The following is a 15,413-nucleotide window of genomic DNA, read 5'->3' as shown; positions in this document are numbered from 1 at the left end:
GGGTGCGGGTCCGTTGCCTCCCCCAGCCTTCGGCCGGGGGGACCCCCAGCGGCGGGAGCGGCCTGCGGCCGCGTCCTCAAACGCCGGACGGGCTGATTTTGCGGGCCGGGCCCGCAGGTTCGCTGCCACAGTCCGCGAATCCAGCCCGTCCGGCGATTGAGGACACCGCGCGGAGCGCGGTCGGGGGCCCGGGGGGCTCCCCCGCCGCAGGCGCGAACCGTGGCCTTGAAGCTGCGGGCCCGGCCGCACAATTCAGCCCGTCCGGCGTTTGAGGACACCGCACACCCCGGGTTGTCAGTGGGCACCGATACCGTGAGGGACATGGCTGCCCGTACCGCTCGTTCGTCCGCCAAGGACCGGCCCTCCTACCGCTGCACCGAGTGCGGCTGGACCACGGCCAAGTGGCTCGGCCGCTGCCCCGAGTGCCAGGCGTGGGGCACGGTCGAGGAGTACGGTTCGCCCGCCGTGCGGACGACCGCGCCCGGCCGGGTGACGTCGGCCGCGCTGCCGATCGCGCAGGTCGACGGCCGTCAGGCGACCGCGCGCAGCACGGGTGTGGACGAGCTGGACCGGGTCCTCGGCGGCGGGCTGGTGCCCGGCGCCGTCGTGCTGCTCGCGGGCGAGCCCGGGGTCGGCAAGTCGACGCTGCTGCTGGACGTCGCGGCGAAGGCCGCCTCCGAGGAGCACCGCACCCTCTATGTGACGGGTGAGGAGTCGGCGAGCCAGGTCCGGTTGCGGGCCGACCGGATCGGCGCGCTCTCCGACCACCTGTATCTCGCCGCCGAGACGGATCTGTCCGCCGTCCTCGGGCACCTCGACACCGTGAAGCCCTCGCTGCTGGTCATGGACTCGGTGCAGACCGTCGCCTCCCCCGAGATCGACGGCGCGCCGGGCGGCATGGCGCAGGTGCGGGAGGTGGCGGGCGCGCTGATCCGTGCCTCCAAGGAGCGCGGCATGGCGACGCTGTTGGTCGGCCATGTCACCAAGGACGGCGCGATCGCCGGACCGCGGTTGCTGGAGCACCTGGTGGACGTGGTGCTGAGCTTCGAGGGCGACCGGCACGCCCGGCTGCGCCTGGTGCGCGGGGTGAAGAACCGCTACGGGGCCACGGACGAGGTCGGCTGCTTCGAGCTGCACGACGAGGGCATCACCGGTCTCGCCGACCCCAGTGGCCTGTTCCTGACCCGGCGCGCCGAGCCCGTACCGGGCACGTGTCTGACGGTGACGCTGGAGGGCCGCCGTCCGCTGGTCGCGGAGGTGCAGGCGCTGACGGTCGACTCGCAGATCCCCTCGCCCCGCCGTACGACCTCCGGTCTGGAGACCTCTCGGGTGTCCATGATGCTGGCCGTGCTCGAACAGCGCGGGCGCATCAGCGCCCTGGGCAAGCGGGACATCTACAGCGCCACGGTCGGCGGGGTGAAGCTGTCCGAGCCGGCGGCCGACCTGGCCGTCGCGCTGGCGCTGGCCAGCGCCGCCAGTGACACCCCGCTGCCGAAGAACCTGGTGGCCATCGGCGAGGTGGGGCTCGCGGGCGAGGTCCGCCGGGTCACGGGCGTGCAGCGGCGGCTGGCGGAGGCGGCCCGGCTGGGCTTCACCCACGCGCTGGTGCCGGGCGACCCGGGGAAGATCCCCAGCGGGATGCGGGTCCTGGAGGTCGCGGACATAGGCGAGGCGCTTCGAGTGCTGCCCAAGCGGGTACCCCGGGAGAACCGGCGGAAAGCCGGGCCGGCCGCCCTGGCGGAAGAGAGCCCTGTCTGAACCTGTCCGAACCGGAAGAGAGCCCTCTTTAATAGGCTGGGCGTCGGAATACGCCAGTAGACTTTCCCCTGGTCTCGCCCGTACGTACGGACGGCAGGGCGGCCTGCGGCACCGTTGACCTTGCGACCGGAGGAGTGCAGTGGCAGCCAACGACCGGGCATCGGGCCCCGGCAAGGCCGGGGGTTCCTCCGGTGCCGACGGTCTGATGCGCGCCTCGCTGAGCGCCGTCGCGCCCGGCACGGCCTTGCGCGACGGCCTTGAGCGCATTCTTCGCGGCAACACCGGCGGGCTCATCGTCCTCGGCATGGACAAGACCGTCGAGTCGATGTGCACGGGCGGTTTCGTCCTCGACGTGGAGTTCACGGCCACCCGGCTGCGCGAGCTCTGCAAGCTGGACGGCGCGCTGATCCTCGACAAGGACATCACCAAGATCGTGCGGGCGGGCGTCCAGCTCCTGCCGGACGCGTCGATCCCCACCGAGGAGACCGGCACCCGCCACCGCACCGCGCAGCGCGTCTCCATCCAGTGCGGCTTCCCCGTCGTCTCGGTCAGCCAGTCGATGCGGCTGATCGCGCTGTACGTGGACGGGGAGCGGCGCGTCCTGGAGGAGTCGGGCGCGATCCTGTCCCGCGCCAACCAGGCTCTGGCCACCCTGGAGCGCTACAAGCTCCGGCTGGACGAGGTCGCCGGCACGCTCTCCGCCCTGGAGATCGAGGACCTGGTGACCGTCCGGGACGTCACCGCGGTCTCCCAGCGGCTGGAGATGGTCCGCCGGATCGCCACGGAGATCGCCGAGTACGTCGTCGAGCTGGGCACGGACGGCCGTCTTCTCTCCCTCCAGCTGGACGAGTTGATCGCCGGTGTCGAGCCGGAGCGCGACCTGGTCGTGCGGGACTACGTCCCCGAGCCGACCGCCAAGCGGACCCGTACGGTGCCCGAGGCGCTGTCCGAGCTGGACTCCCTCACCCACTCCGAGCTGCTCGAACTGCCCATCGTGGCGCGCGCCCTGGGCTACAGCGGCTCGCCGGAGACGCTGGATTCGGCGGTCTCCCCGCGCGGGTACCGGCTGCTGGCGAAGGTGCCGAGGCTGCCGGGGGCGATCATCGAGCGGCTCGTCGACCACTTCGGCGGCCTCCAGAAGCTTCTCGCCGCGAGCGTCGACGATCTGCAGACCGTCGACGGCGTGGGCGAGGCGCGGGCCCGCTCGGTACGTGAGGGGCTGTCGCGGCTGGCGGAGTCGTCGATCCTGGAACGGTACGTCTGACCGCGCGTCTGACGACGTCGGAGTGGTTCCGCCCCGGCTTCGGCTGTCCCGCCGTGGCCGCCTGCGGCGGGAGCGCCCTGCTGGGGTCCCCCGGACGGAGTCTGGGGGAGCGTCCTCAAACGCCGGACGGGCTGGATTCGCGGACCGTTGCCTTGAGCCTGCGGGTCCATTGCCTCCCCCAGCCTTCGGCCGGGGGGACCCCCAGCGGCGGGGGCGGCCTGCGGCCGCGTCCTCAAACGCCGGACGGGCTGGTTTTGCCGACCGTGGCCTTGAGTCTGCGGGACCGGCCCGCGGGTTCGCTGCCACAGTCCGCGAATTCAGCCCGTCCGGCGTTTGAGGACAACGCGGCGAAGCTGTGTTGCGGGGTCCGGGGCGGAGCCCCGGGGGTCAGGCCTTGTTCAGGGTGAACTCGTACTTTTCGGTCACGCCCGCGATCTTGACCTCCACGCGGTACGTGCCGTCACCCACCGCACCCCCGCCGGACGGCGTCCCGCACTGCGGGGCGCTGCGCTCGCGGTTCCACTCCAGCGTCCGCTTCGTCTCGCCCGAGCCGGGGAGTTCGATCAGCACGGCGCCCTTGCCGCGCGGGCAGTCGCCGGAGGACCAGATGTGGTCGTCGCCGGTGGCGGTGATGGTGAGGGTGGCCGCCGCCGATCCGAAGTCGACCTTGCACGCCTTGTTGCCGGAGTTCTTCACCACGATCTCGAACTTCGGCTTCTCGTCGGGCCCGTAGGAGTCCTTGACGCTGCGCACCGCCAGTTGCACGGCACCTGACGTGCAGTCGGGCAGCGAGGAGTTCGCGGGGACGACCTTGCCGTCGCCGGTGCCCAGCACGCCGCTGCCGCCGGAACCCGAGCCGCCCGTACCGCCGCCGGAGCCCGCTCCCCCGCTCACGTCGGCGTGGTCACCGGAACCGCCACTGCCGCTACCGCCGCTCGCCCCCGAGTCGCCACGGCCGCCGGGCCGTTGGCTGTAGTGCGGGCCCGAGGGGACGGGGCCGGGCGTGATCGTCGTGTCGGCCGGACCCTTCGCGTCCGAGCCGCCGTTCTTGCCCTGGTCATGGCTGCCGGAGCCGCCGTCACCCCCCAGGACGAGAACCCACAACCCCAGCAGTACGAGAAGGCCGAGCAGGCCAAGTGCAACTGCCCTCCGCCGCCAATAGATGGAGGAGGGAAGCGGCCCGATCGGATTGCGCAGAGATCCCACGCGAAGACTCTACGAGAGATCGGGCAGGGCACCAGCCAATACCCGCCGGGCGGGTGCCTAATTTTCCTATCATCTGCTCACGGCGGCCGTGTTTTCTCTTGTCGGAACCTGACGAAAGTCAGGTTCTCCGTATGCCGATCGCCGGATGTGGCGCGGGGGTGACTTTCCGTACGCTCCCTTGATCATGGACGACGCTCTCTACCGTGACATCACCGAATACGCGCACGGCACTCCCGGCTGGGTGCACACTCTCGCGGAAATCGGCACCCAGGCCGGACTGTTGCTGCTGATGGCGGTGGCCGTCGTGGTCTGGTGGCGGGCCCGGCGGGGCAGCGCCCGCGGGGTCGCGCTCGCGCTGCTGGTGCCGGTCTCCACGGCCGTCGCCTACGGCCTCAGCGAGGTCCTGAAGAGCCTGGTCGACGAGACGCGGCCGTGCCGGGCGGTGGCGCACGCGGTCACCTCGATCGCCGCCTGCCCGCCCGCGAACGACTACTCCTTCCCCAGCAACCACGCGACGCTCGCCGCCGCCCTCGCGACCGGCATCCTCCTCGCACGGCCTCTCGCCGCCTGGCTCGCGGTGCCGATGGCGCTGCTGGTGGCCTTCTCCCGGGTGTTCCTCGGCGTCCACTACCCGCACGACGTGGCCGTCGGCCTGCTCCTCGGCGCCGTCGTCGCGCTGCTGTGCGCGCGGCTGCTGGCGCGCCGCGGCACGGCGCTGGTGGAGCGGGCGCGCGGGGGACGCTGGAGCGTACTCGTCAGGGCGTGACGCCCGTTCACACGATGGGGTGGCGAGTCCACTCCGTCTTGTGCCCGAACCCCTGGCCGTTGTCCACAAGGCGCAGCCAACCAGGGCGCAGCTCCCACAAGTCGGTCCGTTCCATGGCCTGCCTGAGCCGCTCGTTCCGGTCCACGTACGGGTGGCGCGTGCTGTACGCGCGCCACCCCGCCTCGCGCTCCGCGCCCTCCAAGCGGCGGCAGGCGCCGCGGCCTTGAAGGCCCGTCAAGGCGGTCCACACCTGGCCGTCACGCTGGGCGGTGAAGGCCACGGGCCCGCCCTCGGCGAGGGCGCGGCCGTGGCGGGTGGTGACCGAGGTGACGAAGACGAGGGCGGGGCCTCCGTCGGGGGCCTCCGCCGGCGCGTAGAGGACGGCACACGCCTGTGGGCCGTCCTCGTCGGCGTAGGCCAGGGTCATGGTCGTGTGCGCGTCGAGGGCCGCCAGGATCTCGCGCGGCGGCCGGTGCTCCGTCTCGGTCATGATCCCCATTCCACCGCGCTCAGTCCGTGGCGACCAGTCCGGCCTCGTACGCGACGATCGCGGCCTGGACGCGGTTGCCGACCTCCAGCCGGTCCAGGACGGCGCTCACGTAGCCCTTGACCGTGCCCTCCACGAGGTGCAGCCGCCGGGCGATCCCGGCGTTGGAGAGGCCCTCCCCCAGCAGCGCGAGCACCTCGCGCTCGCGGGCCGTCAGCCCGGCGGTCCGGGCGCGGGCGGCGGCCCCGCGCATCAGCCGCTCGCCGCCGAGCTCAGCGATGACGTGCCGGGCGACCTTCGGGGAGAGGTAGGCGCCGCCGTCGGCCACCGCCCGCACCCCGGCCATCAGCTCGTACGGGTCGCCGGACTTGAGGAGGAAACCGGTGGCCCCGCCGCCGAGGGCGCGGGAGATGTAGGCGTCCTCGGAGAAGGTGGTGAGGATCGCGACGGCAGTGCCGGGCGCGGTGCGGCGGATCTCCTCGCACGCGGCGAGGCCGTCCAGCCGGGGCATCCGGATGTCCAGCAGCGCGACGTCGGGGCGGTGCGCGCGGACCGCCTCCACGGCCTCCCGGCCGTCCGCGGCCTCGGCGACCACCTCGATGCCGGGGTCGGCGGCCAGGATGGCCCGTACGCCCGCCCGGATCATCGCCTCGTCGTCCGCGAGCAGGACCTTGATGGTCCTCTCCTCCCCTGTCACCGCACCCACTCCTTCTCTTCCTGTTCCACGACCTCGGCCGTGTCGACCCGGGGGACGCGATCCTTCGCCACCAGCCGCCCGTCGCGGAAGCACAGCCGGAAGTGGTCGACGCTGACGAAGAGCTCGCCGCTGGCCCGGTAGTAGCGGCACTGCGCCCCGGCGGGCGGCGCCGCGACGGACCGTCCGACCGGCGGGACGGCCACGCGCCGGTCCGGCAGGACGGGCTCGACGGCGGTGTACGGCGCGCCGACGCGCAGCCCGGCGTAGTCGGCGGGCCTGAGCACCGAGTGCGCCTTGATGTACGCGTACCAGCCGAAGGCGGCCGCGACGAAGACGGCGGCGCACCCTCCGACGGCGGTGAACGGCACGACGACGCGCCGCCGTGACACGCGCCGCGCGTGGACGAACGCGTCGAGGTCCCCGGCCTCCGAGGCGGCGGTGAGGGGGTCGGCCCCGCCGCCCCGGGCCTCCACTGCGGGGGGCGTGTGCGGCAGTCGCGCCGAGACGCGGAACCCGCCCTCGTACGGTCCCGCGGCGAAGGTCCCTCCGGCGAGCGCGGCACGCTCGCGCAGCCCGAGCAGGCCGGTGCCACCGCCGACGGTGGCGGCACCGGCGGCCGTGGCGGGCACGGGTCCGTTGACGACGGTCACGACCGTCTCGTCCGCGCCGTGCTCGACGGTCACGCCGACGTCCGCGCCGGGGGCGTGCTTGGCCGCGTTCGTGAGGGCTTCCTGGACGACGCGGTGGGCGGCGCGCTCGATCATGGGGGGCACGGCGGCCGCGCCCGTGGACGGGGGCGAGGCCGGTCGCTCCGGCACCGTGGCGGACCGGGGGCTCTCCCCCGCCCCCTGCGTGGAGCGCACGCTCAGCCGCACGGTCATGCCCGAGGCGGCCGCGCGCTGCACCAGCGCCGGAATGGTGTCGTCCACCGGCGTCAGCGGGGGCACCGGGGCCGCCTGTGTCGTCGTGGGGTCGCGGAGGATGCCGATGATGTCGCGGAGGCGGTCCGTCGCCGCGGCGGCCGCCTCCCGCAGGTCCGCCGCGGCCGCGCGCTGCTCGGCGCCGAGGCCCGGCGCCACCTGGAGGGCGCCCGCCCGCAGCGCGATCAGGCTGAGTTCGTGCCCGAGGGAGTCGTGCATGTCCTGCGCGATCCTCGCGCGCTCCCGCAGCCGGGCCCGGTCCGCGACGATCACCTGCTCGCGCTCCAGCTGCGCCGCGCGGCTCCACCCGGAGGCCACCAGCTCGCGGTCCTGACGGCGGTAGCGGCCGATCAGCCAGGGGAAGACCGCCCCGAAGAGCAGGGTGCCGATCAGAACCAGCCACTCGACGACGGGGTCGAAGCCCCGGCCGACGACGAGCAGTGTGCCCGCGACGGCGGTCGCCGCGAACGCGTACAGCGCCGGGCGGGCCCGCGCCGAACGGCGGCCGAGGAGATAGCCGAGCACCGCGAGCGCGGGCCCGTACGAGAGCGTGAACAGGGACGGCGAGGCGGCCAGCCCGAGCGCCGCTGCGAGCAGCAGTCCGAGCACCGGGCGCGGGCGCGAGGCGGCCACCGCGGCCGCGAGCACGGCGGCGCCGCCGGCCGCCTGCCACCAGGGCCGCGGTTCGCTCAGCCCGAGCCGGGCCACGGCGAACGTGGGCGCGGCCAGGGCCACCCAGAGCAGGGTGTCGCGGAGCACCGTGGTCGGGGGGAATCTGCGGCTCACCGGTCGACCGTACCGGGGTGGGCGCGGGGGCGCCCCTGCCGAAAGTCACATGGCCCGGCTGCGGGCCGGTTGCGCCCGGGGGAGACCCCCAGACCCCCAAAGCGGCTCCGCCGCTTGTCCTCAAACGCCGGACGGGCTGGATGTGCGGACCGTGGCTCTTTGACCTGCGGCCCGCAGGCTTGCGCCCGCAGGCTGCGGGCTACGCCGGCAAAATCAGCCCGTCCGGCGTTTGAGGACGCGGCCGCAGGCCGCCCCCGCCGCAGGCGGCGAACCGGCTCGCAGACGGCGAACCGGCCCGCACCCAACGGTCCCGGCCCAACCAATGTCATGCCAGGATCGTGGTGATGACTGCCTCCTCACCCACCACCTCCGAACTCCACGCCCCCGTGATCGCGTGGTTCGAGACGCACGCCCGCGATCTCCCCTGGCGCCGCCCGGAAGCGGGGCCCTGGGGCGTGATGGTCAGCGAGTTCATGCTGCAGCAGACGCCGGTGAGCCGCGTGCTGCCGGTGTACGAGCAGTGGCTCGCCCGCTGGCCGCGCCCCGCGGCCCTCGCGGCGGAGCCGCCCGGCGAGGCCGTACGGGCCTGGGGCAGGCTCGGCTACCCGCGGCGCGCCCTGCGGCTGCACGCGGCGGCGACGGCGATCACGGAGCTGCACGGCGGCGACGTGCCGAGCGACCACGCCGAGCTGCTGGCGCTGCCGGGCGTCGGCGAGTACACGGCGGCGGCCGTGGCCTCCTTCGCGTACGGGCAGCGGCACGCGGTCCTGGACACCAACGTCCGCCGGGTCTTCGCACGCGCGGTGAGCGGCGCGCAGTACCCGCCGAACGCCACCACCGCCGCCGAGCGGAAGCTGGCCCGCGCGCTGCTGCCGGAGAGCGAGCCGGTCGCCGCCCGCTGGGCGGCCGCGACGATGGAGCTGGGGGCGCTCGTCTGCACGGCGCGCACCCCCGACTGCGCCCGTTGCCCCATCGCGGCGCGGTGCGCGTGGCGGGAGGCGGGTTCCCCGGCCCACGACGGCCCGCCGCGCCGCGGCCAGACGTACGCGGGTACGGACCGGCAGGTACGCGGCAAGCTGCTGGCCGTCCTGCGGGAGGCCCTGGAGCCGGTGCCGCAGGCGGCCCTGGACGGGGTGTGGGACGAACCGGTGCAACGCGCCCGCGCGCTGGACGGGCTGGTCTCGGACGGCCTGGTGGAACCGCTGCCGGACGGCCTGTACCGACTGCCGCTGACCTAGGGGCGCCCGGGGCGCAACGGTGATGAACCCAAGGCCCGTAACCCCGTTTGCGCCCCATTTCATCGGCTTTACCGATCCGCTGTTACACAACCTATGGACAGCTGTGCACCAGCCGCAGGGCTGCTGCACATCACGCCGCAACAGCTCCTCCGTAGCGTCCTACCCGTGCTGGAGGACCGCCAGCGTTGACGCGGGGAATGCAAGCGGAATGGAGGCTGCAAGATGGCCAGCAGCGGCAAGGTTCTGGACTTCGAAGAGTACGTGCGCAACCGTCAGGACGCCCTCCTGCGCAGCGCCCGCCGTCTCGTCCCGGACCCCATCGACGCCCAGGACCTCCTGCAGACCGCTCTGGTGCGCACCTACGGCCGCTGGGAAGGCATAGCGGACAAGTCGCTGGCCGACGCCTACCTCCGCCGTGTCATGATCAACACTCGTACGGAGTGGTGGCGCGCCCGCAAGCTCGACGAGGTGCCCACCGAGCAGCTCCCCGACGCCTGTGTCGAGGACGGCACCGAGCAGCACGCCGACCGCGCCCTGCTGATGGACATCCTCGGAGTCCTGGCGCCCAAACAGCGCAGCGTCGTGGTGCTGCGCCACTGGGAGCAGATGAGCACCGAGGAGACCGCGGAGGCGCTCGGCATGTCGACCGGCACGGTCAAGAGCACGCTGCACCGGGCGCTGGCCCGGCTGCGCCAGGAGCTGGAGAGCCGCGACCTGGACTTTCACGCCCTTGAGCGCAACGAGCGGGGGCAGGAACGGTGCGCAGCCTGAACAAGGCGGCTCCTGACAGGCCGGCACTGATCACCGGCGGCGCGGTCGCAGCGATGGCCGCGGCCGCCGGTCTTCTGCTCGCCGGATGCGAGGCGGGCAGCGAGGGCGTGCGGAAGGAGGGCACCGCGCAGACCCAGTCCGCGGCGAAGCCCAGCCGGATGCCCTCGGCGAGCGCGTCCCCCACGCAGGGCAAGGTCGACGTCATCAAGCTGATCAAGGCGGACCCCAAGGTCGGCGATCAGGTCAAGAAGAACCTCAAGCCCTGCGAGAAGAACCAGTACCCGGTCGACGTGACCTACGGCCAGGTCACCGAGGGCTCCCGCAGCGACGTCGTGGTCAACATCCTGACCTGCGGCGATTCCCTGGGGGTCGCCTCGTATGTGTACCGTGCCCATGGCGACACGTACGAGAATGTGTTCGCGGCCGAGCAGCCGCCCGTCTACGCCGAGATAGACCGCCGCGACCTGCGGATCACCAAGCAGGTCTACGGCCCCGGTGACGCGGCGTGCTGTGCGTCGGGCGAGGACGTCATGACGTACCACTGGACGGGCAGCGAGTTCCGCGAGGCCAGTCGCACGCACACCGACTTCAGCAAGGTCGGCGGCAACAACGACAAGGGTGAACTCCCGAGTGTGGGAACGGAGGGCTGAGAGCAGCGTGGCCGATACGCATGTGCTCTTCGTCGAGGACGACGACGTCATCCGCGAGGCGACCCAGCTGGCGCTGGAGCGCGACGGCTTCGAGGTGACCGCGGTCCCCGACGGGCTGCTCGGGCTGGAGCGGTTCCGTGCCCGCAGGCCCGACATCGCGCTGCTCGACGTCATGGTGCCCGGCCTGGACGGGGTCAGCCTGTGCCGCCGCATCCGTGACGAGTCGACCGTCCCCGTGATCATGCTGTCGGCGCGCGCGGACTCCATCGACGTCGTGCTGGGCCTGGAGGCCGGGGCCGACGACTATGTGACCAAGCCCTTCGACGGTGCCGTGCTCGTCGCCCGGATAAGGGCCGTGCTGCGCCGTTTCGGGCACGCCAGCGGCTCGGGCGGGGCCGGGGCCGAGGCGCCCGAGCCCCTTGAGGGCGGAGTGCTGCGCTTCGGCGACCTGGAGGTCGACACGGAGGGCATGGAGGTGCACAAGGCCGGTGAGCCCGTCGCCCTGACCCCCACCGAGATGCGGCTGCTGCTGGAGTTCTCCGCGGCGCCCGGCACGGTGCTCTCCCGCGACCGGCTGCTGGAGCGGGTCTGGGACTACGGCTGGGGCGGCGACACCCGGGTGGTGGACGTCCACGTGCAGCGGCTCCGGGGCAAGATCGGCCAGGACCGGATCGAGACGGTCCGCGGCTTCGGCTACAAACTCAGAGGCTGACCTCCCGATGGTGATCCACCGGGGCCTGCCATGGTGAAGCTTTCCCTCCGCTCCGGTCTGCGCTGGAAGGTCAGTCTGGCGATCGCCGGTGTCAGCGCGCTGGTGGCCGTCGCGCTGAGCCTCGTGGTGCACAACGCGGCCCGGCTGTCGATGCTCGACAACGCCCGCGACGTGATGGACTCGCGGGTCCAGATCGCGCAGGGCTACTACGAGAGCACCCACCGGCTGATGCTCCACGCCAAGCTGGACGACCCGACGCTGCCCCAGCAGCTGAAGGACGCGGCGGCCGTGGGGCTGCGCGCCACCTATCTGCAGGACTCCGGCGGCAAGGGCGCCCCGGAGGTCTGGGCCTCGACGCCGCTGCGCAACGGCAAGATCCTCTCGATCCACACCCGCTTCCAGGACCGCTTCTCGATCCTCGACGCCCTCGACCGGGCACTGATCATCGGCTCGGTCGCGGTGGTGCTCGGCGGCTGCGCCCTGGGCATCCTGATCGGCGGCCAGCTCTCCCGGCGGCTGCGCAAGGCCGCCACCGCCGCCCGCAAGCTCGCCGACGGCGACTCCGAGGTGCGGGTGCGCGAGGCCATCGGGGGCCGGGTGCGCGACGAGACGGACGACCTGGCGCGCGCGGTCGACGGCATGGCGGAGGCGCTCCAACGGCGGCTGGAGGCCGAGCGGCGGGTCACCGCCGACATCGCCCACGAGCTCCGCACCCCGGTCACCGGGCTGCTGACCGCCGCCGAGCTGCTGCCGCCCGGCCGCCCCACCGAACTGGTCAGGGACCGCGCCCAGGCGATGCGCACCCTCGTCGAGGACGTCCTGGAGGTCGCCCGGCTGGACGGCTTCGCGGAGCGCGCCGAGATGCAGGAGATCCTGCTGGGCGAGTTCGTCCAGCGCCGGGTCAGGATCGCCGAGCCCGAGGCGCGGATCAGGGTCGTGCGCGACGCGTACGTCTCCACCGACCCGCGCCGGCTGGAGCGCATCCTCGGCAACCTCCTCGCCAACGCCGCCAAGCACGGCAAGGGGCCGTTCGAGGTGACCGTCGAGGGGCGCGTGGTGCGCGTGCGCGACCACGGGCCGGGCTTCCCGGAGGAGCTGCTGAAGGAGGGCCCGAGCCGCTTCCGCACGGGCAGCTCGGACCGCGCGGGCAAGGGACACGGCCTGGGGCTGACCATCGCCGCCGGGCAGGCCAGGGTGCTCGGCGCGCGCCTGACCTTCCGCAACGCCGATCCGGAGGCGGACGAGGGGCGGGGCGCGATCGCCGTGCTCTGGCTGCCGGAGTCCGCGCCGACCAACACGGGCAGCTTCCCGATCATCCAGGTGCCGGACTAGCGGCTTCCGTTCACTTGGGGGCTCGCTCAGGACCTCGCATGGGGGCTCGCTCGGGGGCTCACATGGGGTCCACGCACTCTCCCCAGGTCCTGTCCAGGTCGAGCTGCTCGCGGCGCTGCGTGAGGGAGAACCAGTTGCCGGAGTCGTCCCGCAGGATCGCCTCGGTGCCGTACGGCCGCTCCTGCGGCTCCTGCAGGAACTCCACGCCCCTGGCCTTGAGCGACTCGTAGTCGCGGTGCACGTCGTCGGTGCTCAGCACCCCGGCGCCCAGCGCCCCCTTGGCGACCAGCGTCCGTACGGCCTCCGCGGACTCCGGGTCCAGCGCGGGCGGGCCGGGCACCATCAGCGTCAGCTCGACGTCCGGCTGGTCCCTGGCGCCGACGGTCAGCCAGCGCATGCCCTTGTCACCGCCCATGGTCATGTCGGTGCGGACCTCCAGCCCGAGCTTGCCGGTGTAGAACTCCTTCGCCCGGTCCTGGTCGAGGACCCAGACGGTGGTGATGGCGATGCCTCTGATCATGGCGCGCTCCCGAGGGTTCGTCCTGCTCCACGACCACCGTAGGCACGCGACGCACGCCCCGGCCTCTCCGGAGGCGGGGCGTGCGTCGGTCGGGGTGGCGCCGGGGTGGTGTCAGAGGTTCTCGCCGTGGGCGCTGAGGAAGGCGCGGGGCTCGACGGCGGTGCCGTAGTCCGGGGTCGTACGGATCTCGAAGTGCAGGTGGGGGCCGGAGGAGTTGCCGGTGGAGCCGGACAGGCCGATCTCCTCGCCGGTCATGACCGGCTGGCCGACGCGCACCTTCACGTGGGAGAGGTGGGCGTACTGCGAGTAGGTGTTGTCGTCGTGCTTGATCACGACGGCGTTGCCGTACGCCGGGCCGTCGCCGCCGCCGTTGGGACCCGCCTTCACGACCGTGCCGCGGTGCACGGCCTTCACCGGCGTACCGCTGTCGACGACCAGGTCCTGGCCGCTGTGCTTGTTGGCCCACATGTTGCCGGCGATGCCGAAGGGCTGGCCGATCCGGTAGCCCTCGACGGGCGCGACCCAGGCGTCGGCGCGCTTGCGCGAGGCCTCGGCGGCCTTGCGGACGTCCTCGGCCCGCTTGGCGGCCTCCTGCTGGGCCCGCTCCCGGTCGGCCTGCTCCCGGGCGTGGGTCTTCAGCTGGGTCTCCGCCTGGGCGTGCAGCGCGCCGTCCAGCGCGGCCACGGACGCGAAGGCCGGGATCCGCTTCTGGGTGGAGGAGTCGTCCGCCGCGAGTGCCACACCGGTTCCGAGTGCGAGCGAGGCGCCCAGCCCGGCGGCCACCACAACGGCGGCGCGGGTGCGCGGAACGGAAGTGCTCGCATTACGGAAAAGGGTGCGCTTCGACATGAAGAAATACCTCCAGGCATGAATGGGTCCCGGTCGCCGACCGGGATCGCCATACCTTGGTAACCCGGATTTTCCGGGCCGCCAAGGGCGCCTTCTACTAGCGGATTTCGTATCCGCGGCGCGGGCATTTGGTCCCTACCCCCGGGCGCCGCACGCCAAATTCACGCTTTTGTGGCGGCTGTCGGCCCGCTAATGCGGGTAGTAGCCGGGATCGGCCCTGTGCGGCTTGTCACCGGGCCGGGACCTCCGGCCCCGCCGTTTCCGGGACCCGCGCCGCGCTCCGGCGGTACGCTCCCGGACGGCAGCAGCACCCACGACCGCACACCACCGGGGGCGTCACGATGAGCAACGATGCGCACCACTCCGAGTTCGACGGCGTCGAGCTGGCCGACGCCGTCCAGGCGGTCCGGGACGGCCTCACCACGGCTGCGGCGCGGGGCACGGGCAAGGAGGTCGTCTTCGACGTCGGCCCGATCGCCATGGAGTTCAGCGTCGAGGTCCGGCGGGACCTCAAGGGCTCCGGCGGCGTGAAGGCGTGGGTCGTCAGCGCCGACGCGGAGGCGTCCCGGGGCTCGACCCGCACCCACAAGGTCTCGTTCACGCTCACGCCGAAGGACGCCCGCACGGGAGGCACCCTGCGGGTCGGCAACCAGCGGCAGGGCGGCACCACCCGGCTCGGCGGCCCCGCCGACCGGTAACGGCGGGACGGGCGCCTGCGGAGCGGCGGTCCGGCTGTCAATCCCCGAGGGCCAGTTTCACCCCGAAGCCCACGATCACCGCTCCGGTGACGCGGTCCAGCACCCGCCGGGCGACCGGCTTGCGCAGCCACCCGCGCATCGCCTGAGCACACACGATCAGCACGGTGGACCAGACCAGCGCCAGCAGTACGTGCACCGAGGCCAGCAGCAGGCCCATGACGACGTGCGAGGAGCCAGCCGGGATGAACTGCGGCAGCACGGCGACGTAGAAGACGCCCATCTTCGGGTTGAGGAGGTTGGTGAGCAGGCCCCGGCGCCAGCCCGCCAGCAGCCCGCCCGGACGCTCCCCGGGCTCCTCCGGGGCCACGGCCCCCGCCTCGCCCCGCCTCCGCCAGGTGTCCCGGAGCATCCGGGCGCCCATCCAGGTCAGATAGCCGACGCCCGCCCAGCGCAGCACCTCGTAGGCGACCGGGGACGCGGCGAGCAGGGCGGTCACCCCGAGCGAGGCGAGGGCTCCCCAGATCATGGTGCCGGTCTGGATGCCGAGCACCGCGCCCCAGGCTCTCCGTCGCTCACCGAGCGCGGCGGTACGCAGGATCAGGGCCGTGTCCAGCCCCGGGGTGAGCGTGAGCAGACCGACGACAACAGCAAAGGACCAGAGGGCAGTTGTAATAACCATGGACCGTCAGCCTAGTGACGGTCCGGAGCGCGAACCATGGCCCGGGACAGGCGATATCCGAATTCGGACCGGAGAAGATC

General features: G+C 72.9%; 16 protein-coding genes. 9 read left to right on the top strand and 7 right to left on the bottom strand.

Annotated features, from left to right (window positions below):
• The first annotated feature begins 321 nt into the window (after nucleotides 1-321).
• Nucleotides 322-1,758 (top strand): DNA repair protein RadA, encoded by a 1,437-nt coding sequence (gene radA, locus ACWD4A_RS07085; protein ID WP_451190405.1) that lies wholly within the window; start codon nucleotides 322-324, stop codon nucleotides 1,756-1,758.
• A gap of 139 nt (nucleotides 1,759-1,897) precedes the next feature.
• Nucleotides 1,898-3,022 (top strand): DNA integrity scanning diadenylate cyclase DisA, encoded by a 1,125-nt coding sequence (gene disA, locus ACWD4A_RS07080; protein ID WP_451190403.1) that lies wholly within the window; start codon nucleotides 1,898-1,900, stop codon nucleotides 3,020-3,022.
• Nucleotides 3,023-3,409: 387 nt separating this feature from the next.
• On the opposite strand, the gene ACWD4A_RS07075 is transcribed toward disA, so the two are convergent.
• On the bottom strand, nucleotides 3,410-4,228 hold the full coding sequence (locus tag ACWD4A_RS07075; protein ID WP_451190401.1) for a hypothetical protein: 819 nt from the start codon (nucleotides 4,226-4,228) through the stop codon (nucleotides 3,410-3,412).
• Nucleotides 4,229-4,412: 184 nt separating this feature from the next.
• On the opposite strand from ACWD4A_RS07075, the gene ACWD4A_RS07070 reads away from it, so the two are divergent.
• The gene (locus ACWD4A_RS07070) at nucleotides 4,413-4,994 is read left to right on the top strand and encodes a phosphatase PAP2 family protein (protein WP_451190400.1); all 582 of its coding nucleotides are present in this window, start codon (nucleotides 4,413-4,415) and stop codon (nucleotides 4,992-4,994) included.
• Nucleotides 4,995-5,001: 7 nt separating this feature from the next.
• Here the strand turns inward: ACWD4A_RS07070 and ACWD4A_RS07065 are convergent, their stop codons facing one another.
• From ACWD4A_RS07065 to ACWD4A_RS07055, 3 genes are read right to left on the bottom strand one after another with little or no spacing between them, the layout of a single operon-like run.
• Entirely contained in the window at nucleotides 5,002-5,484 is a 483-nt protein-coding gene (locus ACWD4A_RS07065; protein WP_451190399.1) for a pyridoxamine 5'-phosphate oxidase, read from the bottom strand.
• A gap of 19 nt (nucleotides 5,485-5,503) precedes the next feature.
• Complete coding sequence (locus tag ACWD4A_RS07060; RefSeq protein WP_451190413.1) at nucleotides 5,504-6,127, bottom strand: response regulator; 624 nt, start codon at nucleotides 6,125-6,127, stop codon at nucleotides 5,504-5,506.
• A gap of 47 nt (nucleotides 6,128-6,174) precedes the next feature.
• Nucleotides 6,175-7,884, bottom strand: a complete 1,710-nt coding sequence (locus ACWD4A_RS07055; protein ID WP_451190398.1) for an ATP-binding protein — start codon at nucleotides 7,882-7,884, stop codon at nucleotides 6,175-6,177.
• Nucleotides 7,885-8,228: 344 nt separating this feature from the next.
• Here ACWD4A_RS07055 and ACWD4A_RS07050 point away from each other — a divergent pair, with 344 nt between their 5' ends.
• The 5 genes from ACWD4A_RS07050 (at nucleotide 8,229) to cseC (ending at nucleotide 12,587) form a co-directional block, all read left to right on the top strand.
• Nucleotides 8,229-9,122 carry an A/G-specific adenine glycosylase gene (locus tag ACWD4A_RS07050; protein ID WP_451190395.1) on the top strand — a complete coding sequence of 298 codons (894 nt, stop codon included), beginning with the start codon at nucleotides 8,229-8,231 and terminating at the stop codon, nucleotides 9,120-9,122.
• A 222-nt stretch (nucleotides 9,123-9,344) separates the two neighbouring features.
• Nucleotides 9,345-9,893: a SigE family RNA polymerase sigma factor gene (locus ACWD4A_RS07045; RefSeq protein ID WP_121801639.1), complete on the top strand. Its 549-nt coding sequence runs from the start codon at nucleotides 9,345-9,347 to the stop codon at nucleotides 9,891-9,893.
• Nucleotides 9,881-10,543, top strand: a complete 663-nt coding sequence (locus ACWD4A_RS07040; RefSeq protein ID WP_451190393.1) for a hypothetical protein — start codon at nucleotides 9,881-9,883, stop codon at nucleotides 10,541-10,543. The genes ACWD4A_RS07045 and ACWD4A_RS07040 overlap by 13 nt, the downstream gene beginning before the upstream one ends.
• A gap of 7 nt (nucleotides 10,544-10,550) precedes the next feature.
• On the top strand, nucleotides 10,551-11,255 hold the full coding sequence (gene cseB / locus ACWD4A_RS07035; protein WP_451190391.1) for a two-component system response regulator CseB: 705 nt from the start codon (nucleotides 10,551-10,553) through the stop codon (nucleotides 11,253-11,255).
• Nucleotides 11,256-11,285: 30 nt separating this feature from the next.
• Nucleotides 11,286-12,587, top strand: coding sequence for a two-component system sensor histidine kinase CseC (gene cseC, locus ACWD4A_RS07030; RefSeq protein ID WP_451190389.1), 1,302 nt, complete (start codon nucleotides 11,286-11,288; stop codon nucleotides 12,585-12,587).
• 58 nt (nucleotides 12,588-12,645) lie between these two features.
• Here cseC and ACWD4A_RS07025 read toward each other — a convergent pair whose 3' ends face one another.
• Together ACWD4A_RS07025 and ACWD4A_RS07020 are read right to left on the bottom strand one after the other, a co-directional pair.
• Nucleotides 12,646-13,107 carry a VOC family protein gene (locus ACWD4A_RS07025; RefSeq protein ID WP_451190387.1) on the bottom strand — a complete coding sequence of 154 codons (462 nt, stop codon included), beginning with the start codon at nucleotides 13,105-13,107 and terminating at the stop codon, nucleotides 12,646-12,648.
• A gap of 111 nt (nucleotides 13,108-13,218) precedes the next feature.
• Entirely contained in the window at nucleotides 13,219-13,956 is a 738-nt protein-coding gene (locus ACWD4A_RS07020) for a M23 family metallopeptidase (protein WP_451190385.1), read from the bottom strand.
• A gap of 341 nt (nucleotides 13,957-14,297) precedes the next feature.
• Here ACWD4A_RS07020 and ACWD4A_RS07015 point away from each other — a divergent pair, with 341 nt between their 5' ends.
• Nucleotides 14,298-14,654, top strand: a complete 357-nt coding sequence (locus ACWD4A_RS07015; RefSeq protein WP_451190383.1) for a trypco2 family protein — start codon at nucleotides 14,298-14,300, stop codon at nucleotides 14,652-14,654.
• 37 nt (nucleotides 14,655-14,691) lie between these two features.
• Here ACWD4A_RS07015 and ACWD4A_RS07010 read toward each other — a convergent pair whose 3' ends face one another.
• Complete coding sequence (locus tag ACWD4A_RS07010) at nucleotides 14,692-15,333, bottom strand: LysE family translocator (protein ID WP_451190382.1); 642 nt, start codon at nucleotides 15,331-15,333, stop codon at nucleotides 14,692-14,694.
• Nucleotides 15,334-15,413: the final 80 nt, after the last annotated feature.

The organism is Streptomyces sp. NPDC002537, from assembly GCF_053594975.1.
Note: the sequence above shows the minus strand (reverse complement) of the source record. Positions and strands in the feature narration are given on the sequence as shown.

Bases quoted from the DNA above. Each gene is read 5' to 3' on its own strand.
- radA (WP_451190405.1), top strand. From the start codon at position 322: ATGGCTGCCCGTACCGCTCGTTCGTCCGCCAAGGACCGGCCCTCCTAC.
- ACWD4A_RS07070 (WP_451190400.1), top strand. From the start codon at position 4,413: ATGGACGACGCTCTCTACCGTGACATCACCGAATACGCGCACGGCACT.
- ACWD4A_RS07065 (WP_451190399.1), bottom strand. From the start codon at position 5,484: ATGACCGAGACGGAGCACCGGCCGCCGCGCGAGATCCTGGCGGCCCTC.
- ACWD4A_RS07060 (WP_451190413.1), bottom strand. From the start codon at position 6,127: ATGATCCGGGCGGGCGTACGGGCCATCCTGGCCGCCGACCCCGGCATC.
- ACWD4A_RS07050 (WP_451190395.1), top strand. From the start codon at position 8,229: ATGACTGCCTCCTCACCCACCACCTCCGAACTCCACGCCCCCGTGATC.
- ACWD4A_RS07045 (WP_121801639.1), top strand. From the start codon at position 9,345: ATGGCCAGCAGCGGCAAGGTTCTGGACTTCGAAGAGTACGTGCGCAAC.
- cseC (WP_451190389.1), top strand. From the start codon at position 11,286: ATGGTGAAGCTTTCCCTCCGCTCCGGTCTGCGCTGGAAGGTCAGTCTG.
- ACWD4A_RS07025 (WP_451190387.1), bottom strand. From the start codon at position 13,107: ATGATCAGAGGCATCGCCATCACCACCGTCTGGGTCCTCGACCAGGAC.
- ACWD4A_RS07020 (WP_451190385.1), bottom strand. From the start codon at position 13,956: ATGTCGAAGCGCACCCTTTTCCGTAATGCGAGCACTTCCGTTCCGCGC.
- ACWD4A_RS07015 (WP_451190383.1), top strand. From the start codon at position 14,298: ATGAGCAACGATGCGCACCACTCCGAGTTCGACGGCGTCGAGCTGGCC.
- ACWD4A_RS07010 (WP_451190382.1), bottom strand. From the start codon at position 15,333: ATGGTTATTACAACTGCCCTCTGGTCCTTTGCTGTTGTCGTCGGTCTG.